Source organism: Pseudolabrys sp. FHR47, from assembly GCF_005153485.1.
GTDB lineage: Bacteria > Pseudomonadota > Alphaproteobacteria > Rhizobiales > Xanthobacteraceae > Pseudolabrys.
The window spans coordinates 1,147,703-1,174,039 of the sequence record NZ_CP039740.1 but is presented as its reverse complement, the minus strand read 5'-3'; the positions used below and the strand labels follow the sequence as shown (position 1 = coordinate 1,174,039).

Below are 26,337 nucleotides of genomic sequence, written 5' to 3'. Positions count from 1 at the left end.
ATGAACGGGCGGCCTTTTCTATTCGCCTTGGCTCAATTCGACCTGCGCCGCGTCAGTGATGCGGCTTGGCGTAGGAGTCCTGGCTGATCTTCTCGACATAGGCGATGCCGATCGCCGATACGACGAACAGGAAGTGGATGATCGCCTGCCACATCACGCCGGTTTCGGTGTACTGCGACGAGGACTGACCGAGCTGGCCGGCATAGATGAATGTGCGCAAGAGGTGGATCGACGAGATGCCGATGATCGCCATCGCCAGCTTGATCTTGAGCACGCTGGCGTTGACATGGGAAAGCCATTCCGGCTGGTCCGGATGCCGCTCGAGTTCGAGGCGCGAAACGAAGGTTTCGTAGCCGCCGACGATAACCATGATCAGCAGGTTGGAGATCATGACCACGTCGATGAGGCCGAGCACCACGAGCATGATTTCCTGCTCGGTGAATTTCAGGGCGCCGCTGACGAGGTGCACTAGTTCCTTCAGGAACAGGAACACATAGACGCACTGCGCGACGATGAGGCCGAGATAGAGCGGCAGCTGCAGCCAGCGCGAGGAGAAGATGAGTTGCGGCAGCGGGCGGAGCTTTCCGGCAAGCTCGGGGGGTGGGGTCGGAACGTCAGCCGACATCGACATGGCGTGGGTACCTTTAAGGGAAACGGCGTTGGCGCACCCGGCGGGCTGCCGGGCATCGCGAGCGCAGGATTTATAGGCGATTCGCCCTGCGGCAAGATGGCTCCGCGGCGGCGACCTGCGCCAAGAGGCCGCGCTATCCCGTCACAAATTTGCCGAGCGACCTGCCCTGCCCCCGCACGCTCTCTGGCCCTTCCCCATGGGCCCAAACAATGGGATCGTCCCGGACCGCCGGATTTCCAGGGGCTGGGGGAACCTCACGCGATGAGAAAGACGTTATTGGGAGCGGCATTCACCGCCATCGGCTTCGTGGCCATGACGGCCGCCGCCTCGGCGCAGGTCTGCGTACTCGGCATTTTCGGCGCGGCGATCTATGTCGCGGCAACCGAGAAACGCGAACTGACGCAGAAGGAGGCGATGACCTGCGGCCTGTCGCGCATGTTCGACGACAAGAAGGCCGAACAGGATACCGCGAAGACCAAAGGGAAAAACGCCAAAGCCAACAAGACGGCACGCGCCAAAGCGTCCGATAAGGCGGCCGACAAGAAAGAATAAGCCGAACGCAAGCTCAAGGAGACTGACATGGACATCAAGCGCAGCGGCTCGCGGCCGTCGACCAAGCCGTCGCCCGATTATTTCACCGGCGCGGTGCGGCAGGACCCGTTGATTGAGGCGCCGGAGCCAGCGCGCGTGCGCGCCGTGCTCGTCACCTTCGAGCCCGGCGCCCGCACCGCCTGGCACACGCATCCGCTCGGCCAGACCCTGATCGTCACGTCAGGTCTCGGCTGGGTGCAGCGCGAGGGCGGGCCGGTCGAGGAAGTGCGCCCCGGCGACGTGGTCTGGTTTCCACCCGGCGAGAAACACTGGCACGGCGCCTCGGCCACGGTCGCCATGAGCCACATCGCCATTCAGGAGGCGCTCAACGGCAGCGCGGTTGAGTGGATGGAGAAGGTGAGCGACGAGCAGTATCGAAAGGCGTAGGGCGGGAGAGCCCTTGCTCGCTCAATCCGGGCACTTCCGGTAGCCGAACTTGCTGATCATGTCGCTGCCGGAAATGGTATGAAACGCGAAGGTGTCGACGTAGCCGTTCGACACCAGATAGTGCCGCAGCTTGGCGTTATAGGTGCTCAGCATTCTCGCCTGCCGCTGCGGCGGCGGCTTTTGTCCGGCTTCGTTCGGGAACAGCGCGGCGTGGAACAGAAGCCGCGCACTGGGCTCGATGCAGACATTCTTGATCGCCAGCAGCATGGTGCAGGAAGACTGACAGCTTCCTTCGATGCGGAAGCGTTCGCCGCTCGCATTGTACTTGCGGATGATCTCGTCGGCGCCGATGCGCCCGCCGCCGCCATAGGGCCGCGACGAACCGTCGGCCAAAGCCGGTGGCGCGACCATCGCGACACCAAGGCTCAGGACAGCCGCGACATACAAAAAACCCAAGCCGGGTTTGCCCATCATCCCCCCCTATCGACCGGTGTTCGGAGCGGCCGGATGCCGGGATGTTGGCATGGCTCCAGTCGGGCGTCAGCCCGTTTGACAGTGCATTCCGCCCCGGGAGTGCCGCCTTAATTGACACGGCGTCGGCCGAGTATTACTTTCTATAAAAGTATTACTGGAGCGAGAGATGTCCACCACCGTGACCATCAAAGGCCAGGTGACCCTGCCGAAAAAAGTGCGCGAGGCCGCCGGCATCAAGCCAGGCGACAAGGTCGAGGTACGCGCGACCGGCTCGGGCGGCGTGTACATCGAAAAGGCCGGCAAGACGGATGACTACAAAGCACGCCTTTACGCCCTGGCAGAGAAACGCCTGATCAAGGACGATTTAACGACGGACGAAATCATGAAGGAATTGCGCGGGGACCCGTCCGAAGACCCGGCACTCTAGCGACCATGGTTTTGGTCGATACCAATGTACTCATCGACATTCTTGTCAAAGATCGTGTTTGGCTCGACTGGTCAGCCGAGCAACTCGACCGCTGTCGCCGCTCCAGCCGGATTTGCACTAACGAAGTAGGCTACGCCGAATTGGCGGCGCGTATCGACAGCCAAGCCTCCTTGGAAGACGCTCTCGATAGCCTAGGCATCGCTTTGGAGCGCATGCCGATAGCGGCATTGTTTGCCGCAGGCCAAGCCTTCCGTCGTTACCGCGCGGCGGGCGGTCCGCGCCTCAATGCCCTTGCGGATTTCTTCTTGGGGGCCCATGCACAAAGTCTTCGCATAACGATTCTGACGCGCGATGTTCGGCGTTACCGGACGTATTTTTCAGACGTGACTCTGATCGCGCCGGTGTAACCGCGAGCGCGCATCTTGATTGCAACGGCCAGGCATGACAAAGCCCGCCGCGCTGAGCGCGACGGGCTACTGTTCTGTACCGAAGGCTACCGCGTGAACTTCTTGTACTTCAGCCGGTGCGGGATGATGCTGTCGGTGCCGAGTCGACGCATCTTGTCCTTTTCGTAATCCTGGAAGTTGCCTTCGAACCATTCGACATGGCTGTCGCCTTCGAAGGCGAGGATGTGCGTGGCGATGCGGTCGAGGAACCAGCGGTCGTGGCTGATGATCACGGCGCAGCCGGCGAAATCCTCCAGCGCCTCTTCGAGCGCGCGCAAGGTATCGACGTCGAGATCGTTGGTCGGTTCGTCGAGCAGCAGGAGGTTGGCGCCGCCGCGCAGCATCTTGGCGAGATGCACGCGGTTGCGTTCGCCGCCCGACAGCGAGCCGACCTTCTTCTGCTGGTCGGCGCCCTTGAAGTTGAACAGCGAGACGTAGGCTCGGCTCGGCACTTCCTTCTTGCCGACCATGATCTGGTCGAGACCGTCGGAGATTTCCTCCCAGATGGTCTTCTTGGCATCGAGCGCGTCGCGCGACTGGTCGACGTAACCGAGATGCACCGACTCGCCGATCTTGATCGTGCCGGAGTCTGGCTTGTCCTGGCCGATGATCATGCGGAACAAGGTGGTCTTGCCGGCGCCGTTCGGGCCGATGACACCGACAATGCCGCCCGGCGGCAGGCTGAAGGTCAGATCGTCGATCAGCAGGCGGTCGCCGAATCCCTTCGACAGATGCTCGAAGTCGACAACGTTCTGGCCGAGGCGCTCGGTGACCGGAATGGTGATCTGCGCCACGTTGTTGGTCTTGGCGTTGGCGACCTTGAGCAGCTCCTCGTAACGTTCATAGCGCGCTTTCGACTTGGCCTGACGCGCCTTGGGCGAGGACTGCACCCACTCGCGCTCACGCTCGAGCGTGCGGCGGCGGGCTTCGTCCTCGCGGCCTTCCTGCTCCATTCTCTTTTGTTTCTGCGCCAGCCACGAGGTGTAGTTGCCCTCATAGGGAATGCCGCGGCCGTGATCGAGCTCGAGGATCCAGCCGGTCACGTTGTCGAGGAAGTAGCGGTCGTGGGTGACGATCAGGATGGCGCCTGGATAATTGCGCAGGTGGCCTTCCAGCCAGTTGACGCTTTCGGCGTCGAGATGGTTGGTCGGCTCGTCGAGCAGCAGCAGGTCCGGCGCATCGAGCAGCAGCTTGCACAGCGCGACGCGGCGCTTTTCACCGCCGGAGAGCTTGGAGATGTCGGCATCGTCCGGCGGGCAGCGCAGCGCGTCCATGGCCTGGTCGACCTGGCTGTCGAGGTCCCAAAGGTTTTTGGAGTCGATCTCGTCCTGGAGCTTGGCCATCTCGTCGGCGGTCTCGTCCGAGTAGTTGACGGCCAGTTCGTTGTAGCGGTCGAGGATCGCCTTCTTGGCGGCGACGCCCTCCATGACGTTCTCGCGCACCGTCTTGGTGGGATCGAGCTGCGGCTCCTGCTCGAGGTAGCCGACGCGGGCGCCCTCGGCGACCCAGCCTTCGCCGACATAGTCGGTGTCGATACCGGCCATGATCTTCAGCAGCGTCGACTTGCCGGAGCCGTTGACGCCGAGCACGCCGATCTTGGCGTCCGGGTAGAAGGACAGATGGATGTTATCCAGCACCTTCTTGCCGGGCGGATAGGTCTTGGACAGACCCTGCATGTGGTAGATGAACTGACGTCCGTTCATGACCTCTCCAAAACCTCTCAAATCCGGCCGGAAACGCGCGACCGGCTGGCGTGCGCGTGACGCGGGCGTGACCCCAATGTCCGGGAAAATCTGCGCTCGATGTAGCGAGCGGAACCGGCAAGGGCAAGCCGTCGTCCGCGCCGCCGGCGCCGGCGCCGGCCGGTAAAGGTCTCGGAAAGGTTGTCGAAGAAAAACCTTTTCGCAGAGGGAGTTGCCAACCGGCCTTTAAGAAGTGGACGCCAAGATCGCCAGCATGAACCTTGGCGGCGGCGCAAGCGACCAAGGTATGGCGGGCAACGGTGTCCGTTCCTTTTGAGGTTGACGTGTCATGGGTCGGGCGATCTCGGCCATTTCCGGTTCCGCGGCAGGCCTCCTGCACCGCCCCTTCGCTGGCCTCGGTCACGCGACCGCCCGCTTCTGCCGCGACCTTGTCCGCGTCATGTTCCATCCCTACCGGCCGGAGCGGCACTATATGCGCGGCCCCGGCCCGGCCTGCGCCGCCAAGCGCGCCCGCCTGCAGAACTGACCCCGCACAAAATCCCGTTCCGTCAGTCCCCTTCCCTTTCCCGGTTCCGACCTTAAGGTGGCGCCGCCCGGCCATGTCCGGGCGCTGCGACAAGCCTGCTTTGGGCAAGCCTGCTTTGGGAAGGAACCGCCATGCTTCGTGCCGCCATTCTCGACGACTACCAGGGCGTCGCCCTCAAATTCGCCGATTGGTTGCCGCTCGCCGGCAAGGTCGAGATCACGGTGTTCGAGAAGCCGTTCCGCGACCAGGCCGACACCATCGCGCAATTGCAGGGCTTTGAGATCGTCGCCGGCATGCGCGAGCGCACGCCCTTCCCCCGCGCCGTGATCGAGGCGCTGCCCGACCTCAAGCTTCTGATCACCACCGGCGCCCGCAACAACTCCTTCGACCTCGCCGCCGCCGCCGAGCACGGCGTCACCGTCTGCGGCACCGGCACCTTCGGCAATCCCACGGTCGGCATCGCCTTCGGCCTCATGCTCGAACTCACCCGCCGCATCGGCTTCGAGAACGCGCGCATGAAGGCAGGCGAACCATGGCAGGTCACCATCGGCCGCGACCTCGAAGGCATGACCTTGGGCGTCGTCGGGCTCGGCAAGCTCGGCAGCCACGTTGCCGCGGTCGGCAAGGCCTTCGGCATGAAGGTCATCGCCTGGAGCCCGAACCTGACGCCGGACAAGGCGTCGGCCGGCGGCGCGGACTATGCCAGCCGCGAGGATTTGTTCGCACAGGCCGACATCGTCACCATTCACCTCGTGCTCGGCGATCGCTCGCGCGGCCTGATCACCGCCGACGACATCGGCCGCATGAAGAAGACGGCCTATCTCGTCAACACCGCGCGTGCCCCCATCGTCGATCAGGCGGCGCTCTTGAAGGCACTCGATGAGAAGCGCATCGCCGGCGCCGGTCTTGACGTATTCGAGGTCGAGCCGCTGCCGGTCGATCATCCCTATCGCAAGCTCGACAATGTCGTGCTGACGCCACATCTCGGCTATGTCAGCGAGCAAACCTACAGAAAATTCTATTCCGACATTGTCGAGAACATCCGCGCCTTTCTCGACGGCAAGCCGGTGCGCATCATCACCTAGAGCCTTTTGACGCGTTTTCTTCGCGCGAACCGGCTTCTAGGTCGCTCGAAAACGCTCTGGCGGCCTGTCGCATAGCCTTAGAAAATGCGAATTTGAATTGCATTCGCTCGATTAATCCTAAACCCACCTTTAGCGGTGCATGACGCGATGATGACAACCTGTCGCCCCGGCGGCGGCGGTACGTTGACCCCAATGAAAACATTGAGGTCGCGACATGATGAATCAGCAGGCACCGACGCACGCCGTACCGCTTAACGAATTCGGGCGTCGCCGCGTGAGACCGAGCGTCGTCATCGCCGATGACAAGCCGCATATCCGGGACTTCGTGCGCGAAGCTCTCGAAGACATGGGCTTCGTCGTCGAAGACGGCGGCGGTGACCGGCTGGTCAACCTCACCGCCGGCCGCCGAATGGATCTCGTCATGCTCGGCCTGTCGGCCGGTGGCGTCGCAGCCGGCCATGCGCTCGAAACTTTGGCCGCGACCGGCTTCGACGGGCAGATCATGATCTTCGGCCCGGCCGAACTTCTCATGGTCGATGCCCTGTTCGAACTCGGCACGCAGCTCGGATTGAAGATGCTGCCGCTGCTGCCCACGCCGTTCAGCGACGACACATTGCGGCAAGCGGTCAGCGGACTCGCGCCGAAGGAGCCGGTGGCGCTGCCGACGCTCGACGCCGCGCAGGCCTTGCGCGCCGGCTGGCTGGAGCTCTGGTACCAGCCGAAGGTCAATACGCGATCGCTCACCATCGACGGCGCTGAGGGCCTGATCCGCATGCGGCATCCGACCTGGGGTATCGTTCCGCCGGCCAATTTCCTGCCCGATCCGCACGATCCGAACTTCGCCGAATTGTCCTTGTTTGTCATGAACCGGGCGGCCGCCGACTGGCATGAGTTTGCCGTCGATCACGGTCATGTCGAACTGGCGATCAACCTTCCGCTCACTTATTTCAGCGACCCTCTGGCTATTGAATCGCTGGTCATGCGGCTGCCGCAACATCCGGCCTTCGAAGGCTTGATTGTCGAGATCAACGGCAGCGACCTTGCCACCAATGTCGACCTCGCCAGAAACGCCGCCCGGCAGCTGCGATACTTCAATATCGGCTTGTCGATCGACGATCTCGGCGCCGACTGGCCATTTCTTCTTGAGATCGACGACTGCCCCTTTGTCGAGATCAAGGTCGACCGGGAATTCGTCGATGGCGTGGCGGACGACCGGCTCAAGCAGGCCACCTGCCGCAGCATCGTCGAGCTTGCAGACCGGCTCGGCGCCCGCACCGTGGCCGAAGGCGTCGAGACACGCGCCGACTTCGTCATGGCGCGCGAACTCGGCTTCGATCTCATTCAGGGTTTCTTCTTCGGCAAACCGACCGAAGCGCGCAAGTTCGCCCGGCGTACCTTGCGCGAGCCCGTCAAGATCGGCTGACACGGCGCGAAACGATAAAGCCTGCGCCATTTCCGGCGCAGGCTTTATCTGTCGCGCAACGCCGATCGCGTGCGTTACTTCTTCTTTTCCGCTTCCTTCTCGAGGGGCTCGATGTCCGTCGGGCCGGTAATGCCGGGATTGAACGACGGCGGATCGCTGGCCGGGAAGCTTTCATCGGAATTGACGACAACCTCGTCCTCTTCCTTCTCGATGCGCTCGCGTTCCTTTTCGGCGTGCTTTCTCACTTTTTCGGTCACAGGTTCCTCCATGGCCGCATGAAGCGGCCCGTGGCAGGAACAACGAATGGACGCCGTATCGGGTTCCCCGGTCGCATCGAGGCGAAATCAGGTAGGATATCAGGCCGCCTCGCCGCGGAATTCCGGCACCGCGTCGCGCAGAACGGCGTAGATCGCCTCACGCTCGTTGCGCGCCAGCGCCTGCTCGACGGTCGCCAGCCATTGCCGCACGTCGTCAAGCGAGGCCTGCACCGGCTTGGCCGCGACGATGCCGGGCAGCCCGATCTCGGCCATTTCCTCGGCGCTGGAAAAAAGTATCTCATGCAGCCGTTCGCCGGGCCGGATGCCCGTGAACGCGATCTGGATGTCGCGACCCGGTTCGAGCCCGGACAGGCGAATGATGCGCTCCGCGAGATCGACGATCTTCACCGGCTGGCCCATGTTGAGAACATAGACCGACGCGCGCTTGTCGCCATCGCTCTCGGCGTGACTGGCCGCGGTGATGACGAGATCGCACGCCTCACGAATGGTCATGAAGTAACGCACCATGTCGGGATGCGTCACGGTAACCGGGCCGCCGGCTTCGATCTGCGCCTTGAACTTCGGCACCACCGAACCGTTGGATGCCAGCACATTGCCGAACCGCACCGAGATGAGTCGCATCGGCTTGTCGCTGTCGCCCGCACGGCGCTTCAAATCGGCATCGAGCGCATCGCAATACATTTCCGCCATGCGCTTGGTGGCGCCCAGCACCGACACCGGCTCGATCGCCTTGTCGGTTGAGATCATCACCATCGCGGCAGCGCCGGCCGCCGCGGCCGCGTCGGCGACGTTGACCGAACCCAGTACATTGGTCTTCACGCCCTCGTCCCAGTCGCGCTCCAACAGCGGCACATGTTTGAGCGCCGCGGCATGGAACACGATGTCGGGCTTGAACTCGGCGATCAGCCGCATGATGCGGGCGCGATCGCGGATGTCGGCGATGCGGTCGACGATCTCGGCCTCGGCCAATTCCGTTTTCAGGCGTTCGGTGATGGCATGCAGCGCCGGCTCCGAATTTTCGAGAATCATAAGCCGCGCGGCGCCGAAAGCGATGGCACGCTCGCAAATCTCCGAGCCGATCGAGCCGCCGCCGCCGGTGACAACGACGGCCTTGCCTTTCACGTAGTCGCGCAGGCGCTGGTAGTCGATCTTCGCGCTCGGCCGCAGCAGCAGGTCTTCGACCGACACCGGCAGCAACTGTACCGCCGGCCCGCCTTCGAGCGACGGCAACTGGCTGACCGTCATGTCGAGCCGGCGCGCCCGCATCAGGATCGACTCAGGCTTGACCTCAGGCGTCATCGCCGACGGCGCCATGACGACGCGCGTGACATGGGTGCCACGGCTGGCGAGATCGGCGGCGACGCGCTCGAGATCGGCAAGATCGCCGAGCACCGGGATCGAGCGAATGGACTGTCCGCGATCCGATGGCGATGGCGACAGAATGCCGACCGGCCAAATTTTCTTGACCGCGCCGCTTTCAATGGCGCGGATCAGCACCTCGGCATCGGCCGTGCGGCCTATCACGATGGTCGGCGCTGCATCAGCCACCCGCACGCGCTGCAAGGTGCGCGCATAATGCAGATAGCGATAGGTGATGCGCCCGCCCCCCAGGAAGAACATCTGGAGGACCCAGTAGAGAACGATGGTGATCTTGCCGAAGAAGAACTCGCCGTACACATTCGGCGACAAAAGGACATAGTCGAGCGCGACCAGCGACACGGCAAGAACGGTGGAAGCCCGGACGATATTGAACAGGTCCGGCACCGAGGTGAAGCGCCACTTGCTCTGGTGCAGCTTGAAAGCAAAGAACACGGCCGCCGCGAACACGGCGAAGGCCGGCAGGAACAGCTTCAGCCCTTCCGTCTTGGCCGCAAGCTGCGCCGTATCGAAGCGCATCGCGAAGGTTACGAGAATCGCCGCCATCGCCGCGAGGACGTCGTGCAGCATGATCAGGTATTGACGCGGCGTCAGATACTTCATGTCGCGGGCTTCCAGGTCTGACGCAGCGACACGGAGCTGGCCGGGCGGCGCAGGAAGGTCGTGGCGAAGGCGTAACGATACCAGCGCAGATAGGCCGGCAGCCAGTGCAGCACCCGGAAGCGGCTGGTACCCCTGGTACGCTCGATCCACTGCGCAGGCACCTCGGCGACCGGCCAGCCGAGACGGTGACATTTCACCAGGAGTTCGATGGAATAGCAGAAGCCGCTGTCGGACTCGACGACAATGGCGTCGATAACCCGGCGCGAGAACAAGCGGAAGCCGCTGGTCGGATCGTGTGTCGGCAGGCGGGCGATATAGTGCAGCGTGAAGGCGGCCGTGCGGACCAAAGCGGCCTTGAGCCACGGGCAGCCAACCATGCTGCCGCCCGGAATAAAGCGGCTGGCACAGACCAGATCGGCGCCGGCTTCCGCCTTGGCCACCATGGGATCGAGGATGCCGCCATTGAAGTCGTCGTCCGCTGGCAGCACGATCACGTAAGGCGCCGTGCTCGCGGCAAATCCGGCCATCACCGCGCCATGAGCGCCGCGCCCCGGATTGCGGATGTAGTCGATGGCCATGCCGCCGAGCGTATCGCGGTGAGCATCGATGGTGGTCAGCGTATCGTCGTCGGGGCGGTCGTAACAGATGAGGACGCGAAAAGGCGTCCGCACATTGTCGCGCAGCGAGCCGAGCGTCGAAAGAATGTTCGGACCCTCGTTGTAGACCGGAATGACAATGTCGAGCCGCGCGCTCATGTCGCCCTGCACACCCTCGAAGTCACCCCGGCCATCGCGCGCCGTGGCTCAATAGACCACGTTCGCATTCTTGAGGCAGCCCCAGATATCGGCCACCGGTTTGCCGGAGAAATCGTGCTCCTTGTAGGCCGAATGTGGCGTGCAAAGAATGAGGAGATCGCTCTTCCTGATCACCTCGTCGAGCGGCAGCAGCGTCGGATCGGTGGTGACGAAGGGATCGGTGGTGAGCACCTCGCGGGCATTCGTCAGCAGCGTGCGCTTGATCTTGTAGCTCAGCGAAGCGCGCACGTCGTCGATCTCGGCCTTGAAGGCCATACCGAGCAGGCCGACGGTCATGCTGGACAGATCGAACTGGCGCTTGAGGTCTTCGATCATGTGAAGGGCAAGGCCTTCATTGATCTGCATCGCGGCGTGGCCGATGTTGAACTGGTTGCGCGCGAAGGCGGCGAGCTGCATCGTGTCCTTGAACAGGCACGGACCGGCGGCGAAGCCCGGACCGGGCAGCGTGCGGGCGCGCGGATAATTGTGCTTCATCGCCTTCATGATCGCCGAATAGTCGGCGCCGGCCGACTTGGCGATCATGTAGAACTGGTTGGTCGCGGCGAACTCGATGTAGCGATAGGCGTTGGCATAGAGCTTGGCGAGCTCGGCCTCGAGCGGTTTGGTGGTCACGACTTCCGGCGCGATGCGATTGAACAGCGCCACCGCCTCGGCTTCCGCTTCGGGAGTCGTGCCGGAGACGATCTGCGGCATCTCCGCCAGTTCCTTGATGCCGTAGCCCTGCACGACGCGCTCCGGACAGAAAGCGATACGGTTCTTGCGGCCGAGCCGCTTGAGATAATCGTGCAGCCAGTCGGTGGTGCCGGGAAACACGGTCGAGCGCAGGACGATGAGCTGCTCGTCATTGATATGCGGCAGCAGGTCGTCGATGCATTTCTGCACGGCCGAGGTGACCGGGTTGAGGAACTCGTCGACCGGCGTGCCGATGGTCACGACCACCGGGCCGGTGCCGCGGATGGCATTGGGCGCGGAAGTGAAGATGAGTTTGTTTTCGGCCAGCGCCTTGGCCAGCAGCGGCGCGGCACCGTATTCGATGAAAGGCAGCTTGCCGGCCCGCAAGGTCGCCAGCGTGGCCTCGTTGAGGTCGTTGACGTTGACCGTCATCCCGGCCTCGGCGAAAGCCAGCACCAGCGGGATGCCGACATGGCCGGCGCCGCCGACGACCGTGATGTCGGACGTCGTGTCGCCCTGGCGGGCCGAGACCTCGGGGGTGCTGGAGGCGTAGTTCAAAGATCACCTGTACGCTAGAGCCCGGACCAATATAGCGAATTTCCGTTCATGACCGAAGGGCACAAATCCGGCCGCAGCCGGGAGGGCATAGGCCGTCCCGGCCCCGCTCGCAATGGGTCGTATGGGGGAACGCATGCCCGGTTTCACGCGCCACATCCCACATACGGATTGCAACCACCACGTGTGTGTTGTAAACACATACCCCGTAACTTGGGGTAAAAAATGCATAGTTTGAGGCCATCGTGGAAGTTCGTTCGTCAGAGCCCCTTGGTCAGCGGAATTGCCCCCTCATCCGTTGGCGTGGTTCTGAATTACGGCGGCAGGGAAGCGCGTCTGAGCATCTCGCTGGGCCGGCCGATCAGCGCCACAGAGTCAGAGGACGAACTCATCATGGCAGAGCTCAAACAGCTTCAGAACGCCTTGGCCGTCATCGTGGCCTAATCTGAAACTGGCTGCTCCTGCGGCACGCTACTTTCTCCCTCCGAGAAGGGTGAAGAAAGGTCGGCCGCGCACCGCCCTTACCTCCCCCTTGCGAGGAGGGCAGAAAAATCCCGCACGCCTGACTTTATCCCTTGACCTATATTCCTAATAGCCCTATATTCCCATCCATCCCGCCCCATCTAGCGAGGGGTGTCTGATCAGCGTCTCCAGATGCTGGGGCGGGGAGCGGTGGCCGGGACGGGGCGTCGGAGATGCGGCGCAAATTCCCCTCCCGGCGGTCCAAGCCGCTCGGTCCCGATGCGCCCGCCGCGCATCACGGGCTGACGATTGTGCGTCGTAGGGCAGGAAAATTCCGGTCCCGCCGGAGAGAACTCGACACCAGGGTTCTCGAACAGCGGCCCGGAACGGAGAGCCCGAAGAAGCCTGTATCTCGGCCCTTAAGCGGTGGATAGGCCGTCCTTCGAAGAAGGGCCGCCTGAAAGGTTGGTCCACCGGGGGCCGTGCGGAGCAAACCTAGAAACACCGCGCGCGGAACGCCAAAGGCTCGGCAATTCCGTGGTGACGACGTCTGTGCACTTTCTACAAACACCGTGCACAGAGCTGCGGGGCTGTTCGAGCCCCGGCGTTCCGCGCGCCCTCGTTTTATCGAGAGCGTGTAGCCCGGATGAGCGAAAGCGAAATCCGGGGATGGAATGGGACTTGGGACTGCGGCCTGCCCGGGGCCGACCAAAGAATGCGGGCGATGACGCGCGTCCGCTGTGTGAAAACTGAATCGACGAAGCGGCGGCAGCGCTGCGATCGAAGCTCGCCGAACAAGCCGGCGGTGGCGCGAAGCCCTCGATCGAACAATGGCTTAGCAAGCTCTTGCGCGGCCCCGGCGGGCGTGCCAAGCGAGGCCGTCCCGGTCGCGGCAGCCATTCGCCGAAGGTCGCGCCAATAAGGTCATTCCGCCCAAGGTTAACCCGCCCATGCGGCGCTCACTGATGCTGTTCGCCAAAGCGGCGATTTCGATCCTCCTGCTGTATCTGTCCCTGCGGTCGGTGAACCTTGCCGCGCTCGGCGAGCGCCTGAGCCGACTGCATCCCGGCTGGATCGCGGTGTCGCTCGCCATTCTGGCGGCGCAACTGTTTCTGCTGGCTGCGCGATGGCGGATGATCGCACAAGGCTGCGGGCTGGCGCCGCGCTATGCGACCATATTGCGGGTGAGCTTTATCGCGACCTTCTTCAACCAGGTGCTGCCATCCACGGTCGGCGGCGATGCCGCACGCATTTACATGCTGGCGCGCGAAGAAGGCGGCTGGGCCGGTGCAACCTACTCGGTCCTGATCGATCGGGTGGCCGGCATCTTTGCACTGACGCTGATCGTGTTTCTCTGCCTGCCGTGGACGCTGACACTGGTGCAGGATCCGGTGGCCCGCCTTGTGCTCGTTCTGATCGGCTTCGGCGCCATCGCCGGCGCTCTGGTCTTTCTGGCTATCGGCAGGATTCGCTGGAAGCCCCTCTTGCACTGGTCGCCGACGCGCCATCTCGTCGAAGTGTCGCGCACGGCCTGGCGCATCTGCGGCTCATGGCACACGCTTTCGATCATCCTTGCCTTGTCCTTCATCGTCCATCTGATGACGGTGCTGGCAGCCTGGTGCATGGTGCAGTCGGTATCGGCGTCGGTGAACTTCGAACTGCTTCTGTTCATGGTGCCGCCGGTTATCCTCATCGCCACCGTACCGATTTCAATCGCCGGCTGGGGCGTACGCGAAGGCAGCATGATCGTGGCCTTTGCTTATGCCGGCCTGCCGCAGAGCGACGGCCTCGTCGTTTCCGTTCTGATCGGCATCACCTTCTTCGTCATCGGCGCGATCGGCGGTGTCATCTGGGTGGCCGGCGGGATGCGCCGGCCGAAGACCGCCACCATCGCCACCAGTCCGGCGAGCGGAAACACCTGACATGGCGACGCCGGCCCCGGAGTTGCCCAGGCCTGCCGCCTTCCTCGACCGGGACGGCGTGCTCAATGTCGACCATGAATATGTCCATCGCGTCGATCAACTCGAGTGGATCGACGGCGTGCCGGAAGCGATCCGTCTACTCAATGACGCCGGCTATCTCGTTATTGTTGTCACGAACCAATCCGGTATCGCACGCGGATATTACGATGAAGCCGCCGTTGGCGCGCTGCACGACCATATGCGAGACAGGCTTGCCGCTCAGGGCGCTCGTATCGACGCATTCTACTATTGCCCGCACCATCCTGACGGCAAGGTCGCAGCCTTCACGATGCACTGCGATTGCCGCAAGCCCGGCACAGGCATGTTCGAGCAAGCGGCGCGCGACTGGCGCATCGACCGCGCGCGCAGCTTCATGATCGGTGACAAGGATATCGACGTCGCGGCGGCGACCGCCTTCGGCATCCGCAGCGCTCTGTTCAACGCCGCGACCGATCGTCTTCCCGACCTGGTGCGGCGGATGATCGCCTCACCCTGAGCCGGTTTCATCACCGGGATCGCTGTATCGGGCGGGCTCCAGATAGGTTAGAGAGTGGCAGGCAAATATACGACAAGGAATTGCCCATGCGTCCCGTCCCGGTCGGAGCCAAAGGCACCTATACATTGCGCGTGACGCCGGCGCATCTGGCCAGCCAGTTCAAGGACGCGGTGCTGCCGCCGGTCTTCGCCACGCCGATGATGGTGACGATCATGGAGAATGCCGCGCTCAACGCGGTGCGCGATTATCTCGAGCCCGGCGAAAGCGTGGTCGGCACGGTGGTGAACGTGAGGCACCTTGCCGCGACGCCCGCCGGGCATACCGTGACGGCCGAGGCAGTGGTGACCAAAGTCGACGGCCGGCGGCTTGAATTTGATGTCACCGCGCGCGACGAGATCGAGGAGATCGGCAAGGGTACGCATGAGCGCATGGTGGTCGATCTCGGCCGCGTCGCCGCGAAACTCGCCTCCAAACCACCGAAGTAATTGCCGCCGAAGACTTAGCCGTTGATCAGAAAGCCGTGCGCGGCAGCAGCCGCATTCGCCGCGGTGGCGAGATCGGACTCGGTGCCGGCGTGGATGACATAGAGCGGCTCGCCCGCTCTTACTGAGTCTCCCACATCATGCATGAGATCGAGGCCGGAGGAGAGGTTGCTCGGCGCGCCTGCCAAGCGTGCCAAGCCGGCCACGGTCCAGCCGTCGATGCCGGCGATCGTGCCGGAGCGATCGGCATTGACCATGTGAATATAAGGGCCCGGCAGGACCGGCGGCTGCCGGCGGCCCTGCGCGTCGACGATGCGCTCGAGCGCCTCGCTGCCGGCGCCCGACGCGAGAAGATCGCGGGCCCGCTCCTGCCCCACCTCCTGCGAGCCGATCTTCGGATCCCAGGCGAGAATGCGACCGGCGAAGAACAAGGCCTTTTCGCGCAGATCGGCCGGGGCGTCCGGTTCGCCGTCGAGCACAGCCAGGATATCGCGCGCTTCCAGCGCTGGACCGACGCCGCGTCCGATCGGTCTTGAGCCGTCGGTGGCATGTGCCTCGACGACAAGGCCGAGCCCCTGTCCGATGCGCTCGAACAACGCGGCCAGTTCGGCGGCCTCGCCTTGCGTTTTCAGCTTGGTCTGCGGGCCATAGGGCAGGTCTATAATGACATGGGTCGAGCCGGCGGCGAGCTTCTTCGACAAGATCGACGCCACCGACCAGCGCGTCGAGTCGAGGCCGAGCGGCCGGGTGATCGCGTTCATCACGTCATCGACGGCCGAGTGATTGAGCCGGCCGTTCCAGGCAACGCAGCCGCGCGCCTCGGCGACGACCCGGCGGACATCGGCCGAGGTCAGATCGACCCGCGCCAAAGTTTCCATCGCGTCGGCGGTGCCGGCGGCGGAGGTGATGGCGCGGGATGACGTCTTCGGGATGGCGAGGCCATGCGCCGCGACCAAAGGCACCACAATCATGGTGATGCGGCTGCCGGGAATGCCGCCCATGGAATGCTTGTCGACCACCATGGGCTCGTCCCAGGTGAGCCGGTCGGTGAACTCGGCGCGCGCGCGGGCCAAAGCCACGACCTCGCGGTCGGTCAGTCCACGCGTCGCGGCGACGAGAAAGGCCGCCATTTCGCGGTCGGGATAGCGGCCCGCCACCATGTCGCGGATCAAGGTGGCGATCTGGCCATCGCTCAGTTCATCGCCGCGCAATTTGGCGCGCAGCGCTTCGGCACTTTGCGGTGACGGCGTGCGCTCGATGTGAACCTGAGCGCCTTCGGGCAGCCCCAAAGCATCGAAGGCGCTGCGCGACAGGCCGATCTCGCCGGCATCGAGCAACCGTCCATCATCGATGACATGGACCGAGGCGCGGATGCTGCGCGTGCCGTCCGATATCTCGATGCGGCCTGGCCCGAGGAAATCCGCGGCCGCGACTTCCGTGCTGGCCGCCGGCAGATAGGCCATGTGGTCGCGCCAACTATCGATCGGCAGCGCGCGCAGCTTCACGACCGTGGCTCCGACAGCGCGGCAACCAGTCTGCCGATGCCGGTCGCGACATCGACATCGTTGACAATACGAATGACATCGACGCCATCCGGCATGGCTGGCACGGTGCGCGATATGCGTTCAGCCACCTGCGCTTCATCCTCGCGCCCCCGCGCGCGTAATCGCGCGGCCACCGCTTCGGGCGGCGCGGTGATCTCGACCACCGTCAGATGCGGCACCAGCTTCGCCAGTTCGGCAATGGTCGCGCGCGACCCGTTCGCCACTACGTTACGGCCCTGCTCCAGCGCTTCCGACAACGCCATCGGCAAACCATAGTCGAGACCGTGCGCCGACCATGTCAGCAGGAATCCGCCCGCCACCTTGCGCCGCGCGAATTCTTCCGATGTGACGGCTTCATGATCTTCGCCGCCGGCGTCAGCCGCGCGCGTAATGACGCGCCGGGCAAACAAAAAGCGCGCATCGTCCTTGAGCCGGGCGCGCGCGCCGTCGAGCAGCGTGTCCTTGCCGACGCCGCTCGGACCCACGACCAGAAAGAGCGTCCCTGCGGCCATGCCTCTGTTATGCTTCGTCCAGCCCGATATCGACAGCGGGCGCCGCCTGGGTGATGCGGCTGGTGGAGATGTAATCGACACCGGTCTCGGCGATGCCGCGCACCGTTTCGTAGCGCACGCCGCCGGACGCTTCCAGCGGAATGCGTCCGTTCACGAGCTTGACGGCGGCGCGCATGTCGTCGAGCGACATGTTGTCCAACATGATGACGTCGGCGCCGGCGTCGATGCATTCCTGCACCTGGTCGAGGCGATCGCATTCGACCTCGATCTTGATCAGCGACGGGATCGCCGCCCGGGCGCGCGCGACCGCCGCCTTGATGCTGCCGGCCACCGCGATGTGATTGTCCTTGATCATGACGCCGCCATCGAGGCCGAGACGATGATTGGCGCCGCCGCCGCACAACACGGCGTGCTTTTCCAGCATGCGCAGGCCGGGCGTGGTCTTGCGGGTGTCGATCAGCTTCGCCTTGGTGCCGGCAATGGCCGCGACAAATCGCGCAGTTTCGGTGGCGATGCCTGACATGTGCTGCACGATATTGAGCGCGGTGCGCTCGGCGGTGAGTAGGCTGCGGGCCGGACCGGATACAACCATGAGGCTGGTGCCCTTCACCGCCTTGTCGCCATCCTCGGCGGTGAGAGTCACCTCAATCGTCGGATCGTAATGGCGAAACACGGCGGCGCCGACCTCGAGACCGGCCACGGTCTGCGGTTCGCGGGCATTCATGCGGAATTTGGCCTTGGCGTCGGCATCGATCATCGACTGGGCCGTCAGATCGCAGGAGCCAATGTCCTCGGCAAACCACAGATCGAACAGGCGGCCGGTCATGTAACGATCAAGCATCAGTCTGTCTCCCGCATCCGGCCGATATAACGGCCCTGTCCGGCAGTTTGTTTGTACACAAACAGTATCTCGCCGCCCTGCGTTGTCAATCACCGCCAAGCCCGATCAATTCGCAGGCAAACATGCCACGAATATGAGCGCGCATAACGATTGACAGGGTCGCCATTAGGAACTGATTATATGCGTGCAAATGAATTAAGGGCCGGGCCGTTTTACCCGGGGCGCATGGGGAGGCGCCAGCCAAAGCCACACCGACACTCTGCTCGTATGACCGAATTCAACGGGATAACCTGTAAACGAGATTGGAGGATTTCGATGCAACGTCACCTGAAGCGATCTCTTTTCGCCGCCCTCGGCCTGAGCGCGGCCCTCGCAGCCGGCACGGCCGTCGCCGATCCGCTGAAGATCACCCTGTCCGGCGGTTCGGTCGGCGGCGCCTGGAGCGCCATGGGCGCCGCCATCGGCCAGACCATCCAGCAGCAGGTGCCCGGCTCCTCGTTCACTTATGAACCCGGCGTCGATGCCGCGAACCTCATCCTCGTGACCGAAGGCAAGGCCCAACTCGGCATCGCCCATGCGCAAATGGCGCTGCGGGCCACGAAAGGCGAGGCGCCGTTCAAATCGAAGATTACCAGCCTCCGTGCCATCGCCCTGCTCGATCCGGCCGCCACCATCCAGATCGTCGCACGCAAGGATGCTCCGTTCACCGGGCTCGACCAGATCGCCAAAGAGAAGAAGCCGGTCCGCATCGCGCTCAACAAGCGCGGCACGATGATGGCGATCGCCGGCGAACAGGTTTTCGAAGCTGCCGGCATCTCGATGAAGGATGTCGCCGCTTGGGGCGGCCGTGTCGAATACGTCGCCTATAATGACGGCCTCGACATGCTCAAGGCCGGTCAGGTCGACATTGTCCTCAACATGCTCGCCTTCCCCTCGTCGCAGCTCAACCGGCTTGCCAACGACATGCCGCTGAAGATGCTGGCGATCCCGGATGCGGCCATCGCCAAGATCAATGCCGAAGCCGGCACCAAGAGCGTGACCATTCCGGCCAAGACCTATTCGTTCGAAGCCGCTGACGTAAAGACCGTGACCGGCTTCGTCGCCCTCTATGCTTCCGACAAGATGTCGGACGCCGACGCGGAAACGATCACCAAGGGCCTGATCAATCACTTCGACTATCTGACCAAGGCCTATCCGTCGTTCGCGCGCATGGGCAAGAAGGGCCTGACCGACGTCGGCCCGATCGGTCTCGCACCCGGCGCGATGAAGGCCTACAAGGACGCCGGGCTGCTCTAAGACTTTCCGACACGCCAGGAGACGACGGCCGCCACGGTCGCCGTCTCCCCAGACTTTACGTCCAAACGGCCGACGCCAGAGGGATAGGAACGTGTTCGCGAAAGTCGTGCGAACTCTGGCGCCAGGACGCGCGCGTCAGCTCGGGAAGCTCGAAAACACCGTCGTGTCGATCATTGCGGTCGCGACAACGGCGTTCTTCCTCATGCTGGCTTTCGGCATTTATGTGCAGAGCCAGTACGCCCTGAACTGGTTCATCGGCGCCATTCTTGCCGTCGCCTTCCTGACCACCACCGGCAATCCCGACCGGCCGACCGGACGCTCTCTTTTCTCGTGGACGGCGGCGATCGTTTCGATCGCGATACCAGCGTATTTCACGCTGATGCAGCCTATCTATGAAATGCGGCTGCCGATGATCGATGGGCTGAACCTCGCCGACCAGATCGCCGGTGTCGCCCTCATTCTCCTAGTGCTTGAAGCGACGCGCCGCTGTATCGGCATGACGCTGGTCGCGGTTGTCCTCATATTCCTGCTTTATGGCGTGTTCGGTCATTTGCTGACTGGTCCGTTCTGGCACCGCGAGCTCAGCCTCGAGGACATGCTCTACCAGATCGTGTTCACGACCAATGGACTGTTCGGGCCGGCACTCAGCGTCGCCGCGCTTCTGGTCTTCGCCTTCGTCGCTTTCGGCACTGTGCTCGATGCCGCAGGCGGCGGCGACTTCTTCTTCGACGTGGCCAACGGTCTCGTTGGCAAACAGGTCGGCGGACCGGCCAAGGTTGCCGTGGTGTCATCAGGCCTCTACGGCTCGATTTCAGGCTCGCCAACCTCCGACGTCGTGACCACCGGGTCGTTCACCATCCCGCTGATGATCCGCACCGGGCTGACGCCGACCTACGCCGCGGCGGTCGAAGCCACCGCCTCGACCGGCGGCGCGCTGCTGCCGCCGGTGATGGGCACCGCAGCGTTCCTGATGTCGGATTTCACCGGCATTCCCTACAGCACGATCATCATCTCGGCCATCGTGCCGGCGCTGCTCTATTATCTCTCTGTGTTCCTCGCGGTGCATCTGCGCGCCCGCGCGGACAATCTCGCGCCGTCGGCCACCAGCAGCACGAAAAACATCGTCACCGTTCTGCGGCATAGCTGGTACTACCTGATCCCGATTTTCATCCTGATCTGGTACGTGATGACGATCGACCGCCCGGCTTTCTCGGCGGCGCTGGCACTTGCCACGCTCGTGCCCATCCTTTTTGTCCGCCTCAAACGGCCAGTCGCCGTCGGCAAGGCGCTCATCGACGCATTCGACGATACGACGCGGCGCATGACCGGCATCGGCGTCGCCTGCGCCGTCGCCGGCCTGGTCGTCGGCACACTGGCCATGACCGATCTCACCGGCAAGATCTCGACGGCCCTGTTCGTTCTCGCCCAGGGCAACGCCCTGCTGACCCTGATCATCGCCACGATCATCGTCATCGTGCTCGGCATGGGCATGCCGACCCCGGCTGTCTATGCGCTCGCCTCGGTGCTAGCGGCACCGGCTTTGCTCGCGCTCGACATTCCGCTGCTGCCTGCGCACCTGTTCATCGTCTATTTCGCCTCGATGTCGGCGATTACGCCGCCGGTCGCGGTCGCCGCCTTCGCCGCGGGTACCATCGCCAATGCCAATCCGATGGTCATCGCCGTGCAATGCTGCCGGCTGGCGATCGTGGCCTTCATCATCCCTTACATCTTCATCTATAACACCGGCGTGCTCATGATCGGCGCGCCGGCGAACATTGCATTCTCCATCGTCACGGCGACCGCCGGTGTCGTCGCGCTGGTTTTCGCCCAGGAAGGCTTTGTTTCGAAGCCGATCGGCGCCGTCACCCGCCTCGCGCTGACCGCTTTGGGGCTGGCGCTTCTGGCCGGAGAATCGCTGTTGGCACTGCTGCTCGGACGCTAGAGCGAACTGACGCCGCCATCGACAATGAAAGTCCGGCCGGTGATCCAGCCGGCATCGGGCGAAGCCAGAAACAGCGCGACGCCGGCAATGTCGTCAGGCTGGCCGATGCGGCCGAGCGGCGTCATCGCCTTGATGGCGGCGCCACGCTCCTCGAGAATCTTGGCGGTCATCTCGGTTTCGATAACGCCTGGCGCGATGGTGTTGACGGTGATGCCGCGCGGGCCGAGTTCCTTGGCAAGCGCATGCGACAGCGAGTTGATCGCGCCTTTCGAGGCCGAATAGATCGCCGTGGTCGGAATCGGCCGCGTCGCCAAGGCCGACGAAAAATTGACGATACGGCCGCCAGGTGACGGCAGGTGCGGCAGCGCCGCCTGGATCACCGCGATGGTGCCAAGCACATTGGTATCGAAGGTCGCATGGAACATTGCGGCATCGGTTTTCTCGAACGGCCGATATTCGGCGATGCCGGCACAGTTCACGACGACGTCAATGCCGCCAAACTTTGCCGCCACGCCGTCGACCACGGCCTTGACCGCGTCAGGATCGGCGATATCGGCGGCCACAGCCATGCCCTGCCCGCCCGCGGCATCGATGTCACGGACCACCTTGTCCGCGGCCTCGGCACCGCTGCGATAAAACACGGCGACCTTGCAGCCGGCGGCGCCGAAGCGGCGCGCCACTTGTGCGCCGATGCCGCGCGATCCGCCGGTGACGATCACCGCTTTGCCGCCCAGCGCGTAGGCGTTTTTCTGCTCGCTCATGGGCGTGCTTTCAGTGGTTAGGCGCTGACCGGTTCGCGGTCGGCATTCTCGCTAACGATCTCAAGCAGCCGCTCGCTCCATTGCTCCAGATAAGCCTTGCGGCCAGCCTCGTCGATGCGCGGCGCGGCATAGGCGACAAAGGGCGGATACGACTTCATGCCCATATACTCGACCATCAGATGCTGCGTCGGATAGAGCACCTGGTCGACCGGGCCATAGACATTACCGGCCGAGAAACGTTCCACCGTGCCGCCCGTCGTCAGGCACAGCATGCCGATCTTGTGCCGGAAGAAGCCACTGTCGAAGCGCTTGCCATCGGCATAAGCGAAGCCGAAGGCCATGACGCGCTCGAACCAGCCTTTCATGATCGCCGGCACGCCGCCCCACCAGATGGGGAACAGCCAGACGATCATGTCGGCCTTGAGCACACGCTGCTGCTCGCGCGCGAGATCGGGCGCGAAGCCCTTATGGGTGTGCGCATGCATCTGTTCGTTCTGGTAGTGAAACCGCTTGGCGTCATGCACGGTCGTAAAGTCGTGCCGGCCGGCCACGGGATTGAAGTTCTCGGCGTAGAGATCGGAAACCTCGACGTGGTGGCCAGCCGCGGTCAACGTGTCGCGGGCCGTATCCTTGAGCGCGGCCGTGAACGAGGTCGACTCGGGATGGGCGTAGACCAGCAGAACATTCATGCGTCGATCTCTAGGCCTTTTTTTCAAGGCCGCCGAACAGACCCTTGGGGAAGTACATCAACACGATCAGCAGCACCGACAGCGAGATGATGTTGCGGAAGCCGGCGCCGAAGAAGACGATGGCTTCCGACTGGATCACGCCGAGCAGGATGCCGCCGACAAGGCCGGCGACCGGGCTGCCGAAGCCACCGATGATGGCGGCGATGAAGCCGTTGATGCCGTAGGGCGTGCCGACGAGATAGGCGGTGTATTGCGTCGGCGTGATCAGGATGCCGGCGATGGCGCCGAGCCCGGCACTCAGGGCGAAAGCGACGATGAGCATCCGCTCGACCGGGATGCCGAGCAGCGCCGCCGCCTCGCGGTTCTGGGCGCAGGCGCGCAACGCCCGGCCCATGCGGGTGCGGTTGAAGAATTGCGTCAGCGCGTACACCAGCAAAGCGCCGACGCCGAGCACCCAGAACAATTGATAGGGGATGGCGATGGCGCCGACCTTGAGCGGACCGCCGGGCGTGAATTCCGGGTAGGTGCGCGGCTGGTCGCCGAGCGTCAGGATGATGATTTGCTCGATCAGCAATTGCACCGCGAGCGTCGCCAAGATGATGGCGAATAGCGGCGCGTTGCGGCGCCACATCGGATTGATGACGAAGATCTGCACCAGCACGCCGGCCGCCGCGACCAGGAAGGTGGCGATGATGGCCGATAGCCAGATCGGCAGGCCATAGCGCACCAGCAGCGTGTGCGCGAACATGCCGCCGAGCATGACGAACACGCCCTGCGCGAAATTCACGATGCCGCTGGCGTTGTAGATGACGGAGAAGCCGATCGCGATCAGGCCATAGATGAGGCCGACGCCGATGCCGTTGACAAGGCTCTGGATCAGTTCGACGGCGCTAGGCATTTTCAACCTCTTCCACGCCCAGATAGGCGGCGATGACGTCCGGGTGGGCCTTGATTTCGTCGGGCGTGCCTTCGGCGATCTTCTTGCCGAAATCGAGCACGGCGATGCGATGCGCGATGCGGGTGACCAGCGCGACGTCGTGCTCGATCAGTAGCACGGTCGTGCCCTGCGCATTGATCTTCTGGATGATGTGCGCGAGGCCCTCGGTCTCCTGCGTATTGAGACCGGCGGCCGGCTCGTCGAGCAGCAGCATCTTCGGCTTGGCGGCCAGCGCCCGTGCGACCTCGAGTAGACGCTGCTGGCCGTAAGGCAAGAGTTCGGAATCGAGTTCGGCCTGCGCCGACAGGCCGACGAATTCGAGCAACTCATGGGCGCGCTCGCGCACCTCGAGCTCCTGCTTGCGGAACCACGAGGGCCGGAACAGCGAGGCGGCAACGCCGCCTTTTGTCGCCAGATGGCAGCCGACTTCGACATTCTCGGCCACCGACATGCCCTTGAACAGTTGCACGAGCTGGAAGGTGCGCACGAGGCCCATCGCCGCAATATCGTATTGCGGCACCCTGGTGACGTCGCGGCCGTCGAATTCGATGCTGCCTGCCGTCGAACTCAGGAATCCGGAGATCATGTTGAAGAACGTGGTCTTGCCCGCGCCGTTCGGACCGATGACCGCGAACAAGCTGCCTTGCGGCACTTCGAGACTGATGTCGTTGTTGGCAGCCAGACCGCCGAACCGTTTGGTGAGGCCCTTGACCCTGAGGAGTGACATGCTCAGGCCTCCTCTTTCTTGCGGCGGAACAGGGCGCCGAGCGCCGATAGCCCCTTGGGGGCGTAGATCAGCGTGACCAGCAGCACCACGGCATAGGCGATGTCCTGGAAATGGCCGCTGCCGCGGACGACTTCCTGCAACAGCGACGTGACGACCGCGCCGATGATCGGGCCGACGATGGTCCCGACGCCGCCGACGAAGAGCATCGTGAAGGTCATGACGGCCATCTGCGGGCCGAACACTTCGGGGCTGATGAAGCCGATCGTGTGCGCGAACAGCGAACCGGCGGCCGAGGCATAGAGCGCGGCGATGACGAAGGCGATCAGTTTATAGCGCGACACGCGCACGCCGAGCGCGGCGGCGCCGTTCTCGCTGCCCGATATGGCACGAAGACCGCGGCCGAAGCGGGAATCGCGCATGCGCAGCGACAGCCAGAAGCCGAAGGCAACCAGCACGGCGAGCGCCACCAGCTTCCAGTGCTCGCTCTCGATGGTGAAATTGCCGATGCCCAGCGGCGGAATGCCGGCATAGCCCATGTAGCCTTGCGTGACGCTCGTCCAGTGGATCGAAATGTCGTAGGTGATGAGGCCGAGGGAGAACGTTGCCATGGCGAGATAGTGACCGCGCAGGCGCAAGGTCGGATAGCCGATAACAAGGGCGAACAGGCCGGCAATCACCATGGATACAATCAGGGCCAGCAGCGGATCCAATCCGTACTGAACGCACAAAATGGCGCTGCCGTAACCGCCGATGCAGGCAAAGGCGTTCTGGCCGAACGAGGCCTGGCCCGTGTAGCCCATGAAGAAGTTCAAGCCGATACAGAAGATCGCGTAGATCATCGCGAGCTGCATCACGGTCAGCAGGAAGCCGCCATAGGCCAGCGCGCCGCATGTCAGCAGTGCGGCGACGACCAGCAGGCCGACCTGAAAGCGGTCGAACCGCGAGGCGAATTTGGCCGCGCCGGGCGGCTTAGCTGAAGTAATAGCGGGCGAGGTCATGATGCGATTTGATCTCGTGCGTCGGCAATTCGGCGCGAACGCTGCCAGAGGAAAGGATGTAGACGCGCTGGGCCAGCTTGAGCGCCAGCGGCGCCTTCTGTTCGACCAGCAGGATGCCGAGGCCCTCTTTGTTGAGGGCTCCCAGCGTCGAGAGAATTTCGGTGGCGACGCGCGGCGCAAGGCCAAGCGACGGCTCGTCGAGAATGAGCAGCTTCGGCTCCGCCATCAGGGCGCGGCCGACGGCGAGCATCTGCTGCTCGCCGCCGGACATCGACGACGCGGTCTGATCGATACGCTCTTTCAGACGCGGAAAGAGAGCGAAGACCTTGTCGAGCCGCCGGTCCATATCGGCCGGCGAGCCCGACAGTTTGTAGGCGCCGAGCTGCAGATTCTCCCGCACGCTCATGTCGCCGAACAGGCCACGACCCTCCATCACCATAATGATGCCGAGCTCGGCGAGATCATGCGTCTTCAGGCCGGTGACGTCCCGCCCGTTGAACATGATCTGCCCCTTACTGGCGATCAGCCGGGTGATGGCGCGGAGCAACGTGGTCTTGCCCGCGCCGTTCGGCCCGAGGATCGTGACGAACTCGCCCGGCGCCACATGGAGGCTCGTTGGTCGCAGAGCCTCGATGTGCCCGTAGCTGGCCGCCAGATCGCGGACGGCGATCAGATGGGTCGCGTCAGCCGCCATCG

28 protein-coding genes are annotated in these 26,337 nt (G+C 63.6%); 12 read left to right on the top strand and 16 right to left on the bottom strand.

The window, feature by feature from the left end:
• Positions 1–52: 52 nt before the first annotated feature.
• The gene (locus E8Q40_RS05770; RefSeq protein ID WP_168197745.1) at positions 53–631 is read right to left on the bottom strand and encodes a TIGR00645 family protein; all 579 of its coding nucleotides are present in this window, start codon (positions 629–631) and stop codon (positions 53–55) included.
• 261 nt (positions 632–892) lie between these two features.
• On the opposite strand from E8Q40_RS05770, the gene E8Q40_RS05765 reads away from it, so the two are divergent.
• Complete coding sequence (locus tag E8Q40_RS05765; RefSeq protein WP_137043481.1) at positions 893–1,183, top strand: hypothetical protein; 291 nt, start codon at positions 893–895, stop codon at positions 1,181–1,183.
• A 27-nt stretch (positions 1,184–1,210) separates the two neighbouring features.
• The gene (locus E8Q40_RS05760) at positions 1,211–1,609 is read left to right on the top strand and encodes a cupin domain-containing protein (protein WP_137043480.1); all 399 of its coding nucleotides are present in this window, start codon (positions 1,211–1,213) and stop codon (positions 1,607–1,609) included.
• Positions 1,610–1,630: 21 nt separating this feature from the next.
• Here E8Q40_RS05760 and E8Q40_RS05755 read toward each other — a convergent pair whose 3' ends face one another.
• The gene (locus E8Q40_RS05755) at positions 1,631–2,083 is read right to left on the bottom strand and encodes a hypothetical protein (protein WP_137043479.1); all 453 of its coding nucleotides are present in this window, start codon (positions 2,081–2,083) and stop codon (positions 1,631–1,633) included.
• A gap of 166 nt (positions 2,084–2,249) precedes the next feature.
• Here E8Q40_RS05755 and E8Q40_RS05750 point away from each other — a divergent pair, with 166 nt between their 5' ends.
• Together E8Q40_RS05750 and E8Q40_RS05745 are read left to right on the top strand one after the other, a co-directional pair.
• Positions 2,250–2,510 (top strand): AbrB/MazE/SpoVT family DNA-binding domain-containing protein, encoded by a 261-nt coding sequence (locus E8Q40_RS05750; RefSeq protein WP_137043478.1) that lies wholly within the window; start codon positions 2,250–2,252, stop codon positions 2,508–2,510.
• 5 nt (positions 2,511–2,515) lie between these two features.
• Positions 2,516–2,917, top strand: a complete 402-nt coding sequence (locus E8Q40_RS05745) for a type II toxin-antitoxin system VapC family toxin (RefSeq protein WP_137043477.1) — start codon at positions 2,516–2,518, stop codon at positions 2,915–2,917.
• A gap of 86 nt (positions 2,918–3,003) precedes the next feature.
• Here the strand turns inward: E8Q40_RS05745 and ettA are convergent, their stop codons facing one another.
• Positions 3,004–4,659 carry an energy-dependent translational throttle protein EttA gene (ettA, locus tag E8Q40_RS05740; RefSeq protein ID WP_137043476.1) on the bottom strand — a complete coding sequence of 552 codons (1,656 nt, stop codon included), beginning with the start codon at positions 4,657–4,659 and terminating at the stop codon, positions 3,004–3,006.
• 328 nt (positions 4,660–4,987) lie between these two features.
• Between ettA and E8Q40_RS05735 the strand changes: the two genes are divergently transcribed.
• The 3 genes from E8Q40_RS05735 to E8Q40_RS05725 all read left to right on the top strand — a co-directional run bounded on the left by E8Q40_RS05735 (position 4,988) and on the right by E8Q40_RS05725 (position 7,693).
• Positions 4,988–5,185, top strand: a complete 198-nt coding sequence (locus E8Q40_RS05735) for a hypothetical protein (protein ID WP_137043475.1) — start codon at positions 4,988–4,990, stop codon at positions 5,183–5,185.
• Positions 5,186–5,316: 131 nt separating this feature from the next.
• Entirely contained in the window at positions 5,317–6,270 is a 954-nt protein-coding gene (locus E8Q40_RS05730) for a D-2-hydroxyacid dehydrogenase family protein (protein WP_137043474.1), read from the top strand.
• A 214-nt stretch (positions 6,271–6,484) separates the two neighbouring features.
• Complete coding sequence (locus E8Q40_RS05725; RefSeq protein ID WP_246663010.1) at positions 6,485–7,693, top strand: EAL domain-containing protein; 1,209 nt, start codon at positions 6,485–6,487, stop codon at positions 7,691–7,693.
• 74 nt (positions 7,694–7,767) lie between these two features.
• On the opposite strand, the gene E8Q40_RS05720 is transcribed toward E8Q40_RS05725, so the two are convergent.
• The 4 genes from E8Q40_RS05720 to E8Q40_RS05705 all read right to left on the bottom strand — a co-directional run bounded on the left by E8Q40_RS05720 (position 7,768) and on the right by E8Q40_RS05705 (position 11,996).
• Complete coding sequence (locus E8Q40_RS05720; RefSeq protein WP_168197695.1) at positions 7,768–7,950, bottom strand: hypothetical protein; 183 nt, start codon at positions 7,948–7,950, stop codon at positions 7,768–7,770.
• A gap of 99 nt (positions 7,951–8,049) precedes the next feature.
• On the bottom strand, positions 8,050–9,951 hold the full coding sequence (locus E8Q40_RS05715) for an SDR family NAD(P)-dependent oxidoreductase (protein WP_137043472.1): 1,902 nt from the start codon (positions 9,949–9,951) through the stop codon (positions 8,050–8,052).
• On the bottom strand, positions 9,948–10,706 hold the full coding sequence (locus E8Q40_RS05710; RefSeq protein ID WP_137043471.1) for a glycosyltransferase: 759 nt from the start codon (positions 10,704–10,706) through the stop codon (positions 9,948–9,950). The genes E8Q40_RS05715 and E8Q40_RS05710 overlap by 4 nt, the downstream gene beginning before the upstream one ends.
• 48 nt (positions 10,707–10,754) lie before the next feature.
• Positions 10,755–11,996: a nucleotide sugar dehydrogenase gene (locus E8Q40_RS05705; protein WP_137043470.1), complete on the bottom strand. Its 1,242-nt coding sequence runs from the start codon at positions 11,994–11,996 to the stop codon at positions 10,755–10,757.
• 1,409 nt (positions 11,997–13,405) lie between these two features.
• Here E8Q40_RS05705 and E8Q40_RS05700 point away from each other — a divergent pair.
• The 3 genes from E8Q40_RS05700 to E8Q40_RS05690 all read left to right on the top strand — a co-directional run bounded on the left by E8Q40_RS05700 (position 13,406) and on the right by E8Q40_RS05690 (position 15,397).
• Positions 13,406–14,377: a lysylphosphatidylglycerol synthase transmembrane domain-containing protein gene (locus E8Q40_RS05700; RefSeq protein WP_137043469.1), complete on the top strand. Its 972-nt coding sequence runs from the start codon at positions 13,406–13,408 to the stop codon at positions 14,375–14,377.
• Position 14,378: 1 nt separating this feature from the next.
• Positions 14,379–14,912 (top strand): D-glycero-beta-D-manno-heptose 1,7-bisphosphate 7-phosphatase, encoded by a 534-nt coding sequence (gene gmhB, locus E8Q40_RS05695; RefSeq protein ID WP_137043468.1) that lies wholly within the window; start codon positions 14,379–14,381, stop codon positions 14,910–14,912.
• 86 nt (positions 14,913–14,998) lie between these two features.
• Positions 14,999–15,397 (top strand): thioesterase family protein, encoded by a 399-nt coding sequence (locus tag E8Q40_RS05690; protein WP_137043467.1) that lies wholly within the window; start codon positions 14,999–15,001, stop codon positions 15,395–15,397.
• A 14-nt stretch (positions 15,398–15,411) separates the two neighbouring features.
• Here the strand turns inward: E8Q40_RS05690 and E8Q40_RS05685 are convergent, their stop codons facing one another.
• From E8Q40_RS05685 to nadC, 3 genes are read right to left on the bottom strand one after another with little or no spacing between them, the layout of a single operon-like run.
• The gene (locus tag E8Q40_RS05685; protein WP_205995701.1) at positions 15,412–16,899 is read right to left on the bottom strand and encodes a thymidine phosphorylase family protein; all 1,488 of its coding nucleotides are present in this window, start codon (positions 16,897–16,899) and stop codon (positions 15,412–15,414) included.
• Positions 16,896–17,450, bottom strand: coding sequence for a phosphonate metabolism protein/1,5-bisphosphokinase (PRPP-forming) PhnN (gene phnN, locus E8Q40_RS05680; protein WP_137043466.1), 555 nt, complete (start codon positions 17,448–17,450; stop codon positions 16,896–16,898). Before phnN ends, E8Q40_RS05685 begins: the two co-directional genes overlap by 4 nt.
• Before the next feature lie 7 nt (positions 17,451–17,457).
• Entirely contained in the window at positions 17,458–18,291 is an 834-nt protein-coding gene (gene nadC, locus E8Q40_RS05675; protein WP_137043465.1) for a carboxylating nicotinate-nucleotide diphosphorylase, read from the bottom strand.
• A 315-nt stretch (positions 18,292–18,606) separates the two neighbouring features.
• Between nadC and E8Q40_RS05670 the strand changes: the two genes are divergently transcribed.
• Together E8Q40_RS05670 and E8Q40_RS05665 are read left to right on the top strand one after the other, a co-directional pair.
• Complete coding sequence (locus E8Q40_RS05670; protein ID WP_168197744.1) at positions 18,607–19,587, top strand: TAXI family TRAP transporter solute-binding subunit; 981 nt, start codon at positions 18,607–18,609, stop codon at positions 19,585–19,587.
• Between the two features lie 91 nt (positions 19,588–19,678).
• Complete coding sequence (locus E8Q40_RS05665) at positions 19,679–21,529, top strand: TRAP transporter fused permease subunit (RefSeq protein ID WP_137043463.1); 1,851 nt, start codon at positions 19,679–19,681, stop codon at positions 21,527–21,529.
• Here E8Q40_RS05665 and E8Q40_RS05660 read toward each other — a convergent pair.
• The 6 genes from E8Q40_RS05660 to E8Q40_RS05635 are packed head-to-tail and all read right to left on the bottom strand — an operon-like array spanning position 21,526 to position 26,335.
• The gene (locus E8Q40_RS05660) at positions 21,526–22,290 is read right to left on the bottom strand and encodes an SDR family NAD(P)-dependent oxidoreductase (RefSeq protein ID WP_137043462.1); all 765 of its coding nucleotides are present in this window, start codon (positions 22,288–22,290) and stop codon (positions 21,526–21,528) included. The genes E8Q40_RS05665 and E8Q40_RS05660 overlap by 4 nt on opposite strands.
• 17 nt (positions 22,291–22,307) lie before the next feature.
• The gene (locus E8Q40_RS05655) at positions 22,308–22,979 is read right to left on the bottom strand and encodes an NAD(P)H-dependent oxidoreductase (RefSeq protein WP_137043461.1); all 672 of its coding nucleotides are present in this window, start codon (positions 22,977–22,979) and stop codon (positions 22,308–22,310) included.
• A 10-nt stretch (positions 22,980–22,989) separates the two neighbouring features.
• Complete coding sequence (locus E8Q40_RS05650) at positions 22,990–23,877, bottom strand: branched-chain amino acid ABC transporter permease (protein WP_137043460.1); 888 nt, start codon at positions 23,875–23,877, stop codon at positions 22,990–22,992.
• Positions 23,870–24,643, bottom strand: a complete 774-nt coding sequence (locus E8Q40_RS05645) for an ABC transporter ATP-binding protein (protein WP_137043459.1) — start codon at positions 24,641–24,643, stop codon at positions 23,870–23,872. Before E8Q40_RS05645 ends, E8Q40_RS05650 begins: the two co-directional genes overlap by 8 nt.
• A gap of 2 nt (positions 24,644–24,645) precedes the next feature.
• On the bottom strand, positions 24,646–25,641 hold the full coding sequence (locus tag E8Q40_RS05640; protein ID WP_137043458.1) for a branched-chain amino acid ABC transporter permease: 996 nt from the start codon (positions 25,639–25,641) through the stop codon (positions 24,646–24,648).
• Positions 25,613–26,335: an ABC transporter ATP-binding protein gene (locus tag E8Q40_RS05635; protein ID WP_137043457.1), complete on the bottom strand. Its 723-nt coding sequence runs from the start codon at positions 26,333–26,335 to the stop codon at positions 25,613–25,615. The genes E8Q40_RS05640 and E8Q40_RS05635 overlap by 29 nt, the downstream gene beginning before the upstream one ends.
• Positions 26,336–26,337 lie beyond the last annotated feature (2 nt).